Source organism: Neptunicoccus sediminis (assembly GCF_001719615.1).
In the GTDB taxonomy this organism is placed as follows: Bacteria; Pseudomonadota; Alphaproteobacteria; order Rhodobacterales; family Rhodobacteraceae; genus Amylibacter; species Amylibacter sediminis.
The window spans coordinates 1-1,330 of record NZ_MDVX01000062.1 but is presented as its reverse complement, the minus strand read 5'-3'; the positions used below and the strand labels follow the sequence as shown (position 1 = coordinate 1,330).

Annotated in this window: 2 protein-coding genes; both read right to left on the bottom strand. The window is 59.0% G+C overall.

What is annotated here, in order from left to right:
- Positions 1–303 precede the first annotated feature (303 nt).
- Positions 304–822, bottom strand: a complete 519-nt coding sequence (locus tag BFV97_RS18200; RefSeq protein WP_069301771.1) for a type II toxin-antitoxin system YhaV family toxin — start codon at positions 820–822, stop codon at positions 304–306.
- The gene (locus BFV97_RS18195; protein ID WP_005668772.1) at positions 819–1,145 is read right to left on the bottom strand and encodes a type II toxin-antitoxin system PrlF family antitoxin; all 327 of its coding nucleotides are present in this window, start codon (positions 1,143–1,145) and stop codon (positions 819–821) included. Before BFV97_RS18195 ends, BFV97_RS18200 begins: the two co-directional genes overlap by 4 nt.
- Positions 1,146–1,330: the final 185 nt, after the last annotated feature.

The following is a 1,330-nucleotide window of genomic DNA, read 5'->3' as shown; positions in this document are numbered from 1 at the left end:
CGGCCTTTACCTTCATGCGAAACCACGTGTCATACGAATTCGCTTCAGCGGCCACGGAAATGCTCCTCGAGCCCGATATCCAGCAGCTTGCCGAGGTCATCGGGCATGTCTGCAACGCGCACAGCAATTGGGAAACGGTGCCCCGTGAGGTCAGGCGCGCATTGCTCCTCTAGCCCGAGGTGCTGCCTATCCTTTTCCGTCTCATTCATTGTGCTTTCTCCGACCGTATTATCAGCCGATGCTACATCTTCCAGCGTGGCGTCGTAAACGATAATGCCAAAGGGTCACAGCAAGCTGGCCCACTTACCGATCGGGCACCGCTTCAAGGGATTTCTCGAACCGCTTGTCCGCCGCTGCAGCTTCTTTCAAGAGCGCGTCGAAATTGTCAGGTGGATTGCCATCTTCCAACATCCCTTTGAACGTCGCATATGCATCCGTCTTGCTGCCGTAGGCGCGCAGGGTCTTGTCGTCATTCACCCATGCCACCACGATGACCTTCGCATCGCTGTTGAAGCGGTAAAACAACCGATACTGCTGGAAGAATTTCGCCCGGAACCAGTGCTTGCGGTGGTCGCCGAGTGTGCCGCCTTGCCGGAAGGCTGCGGCACCCGGATCTGCCGGTATGGCCTCGGTCACCAGCTTGAAGATGGCGGCCAGCCGTTTCGTGGAATTTTTCTTGCGCCAGGTCTTGGGATCGCGCGCCTTACGCGCCTCGACCTCCAGGGTCAGCCCTTCGAGCTGGTCCAGAAAGAGCGGATGCGCATATATCGACCATCCGTTTACGACAAGGGGCGCTTGGGCGGGCACGCTATCGCCGCTCATTCATCCTCGAGCGATAGCGGCGCATCGAGATCGACGTCAACGTCTCCGACCAGTGCTGCAAGACGGTCATGCAAAGCCCCATCGAATGCCCGAATGCGGTCCGGATGCGCCTTGATATCGGCCTCGACAAAATCGAGAAAGGCTCCGAGCACGGGATCTTCCTCGTCGCTGCGGACGGGCTCGATATAGACCCTGCCACTCGGCTCGGTGCAGTAGCGAATCTGGTCGCCCTTGCCCAGCTTGAGCTGCTTGCGCACACCCGCCGGCACGGTCGTCTGATACCGATCCGTGAGTTTCGAGACATCTTGTGCGAGCGCTGTCATGGCAGTCTCCTGAAAGAAAAGGGTCTTTGCTGCCCGCGATAGGTAATGCATTTGCATTGCCTTGTCAAGACAAGCCGCAGGATCTGCTGTGGCCGGGCAGGTCGATGAACCGTCCGGCGCAGGACCTAATCTCGCCCCGCGAGATACTCCGCCAGCACCGGGCTAGCCGCACCTTTCGCGGAGCT

Excerpts from the sequence above, each read along its gene's own strand:
- BFV97_RS18200 (WP_069301771.1), bottom strand. The coding sequence starts at position 822 with ATGAGCGGCGATAGCGTGCCCGCCCAAGCGCCCCTTGTCGTAAACGGA.
- BFV97_RS18195 (WP_005668772.1), bottom strand. The coding sequence starts at position 1,145 with ATGACAGCGCTCGCACAAGATGTCTCGAAACTCACGGATCGGTATCAG.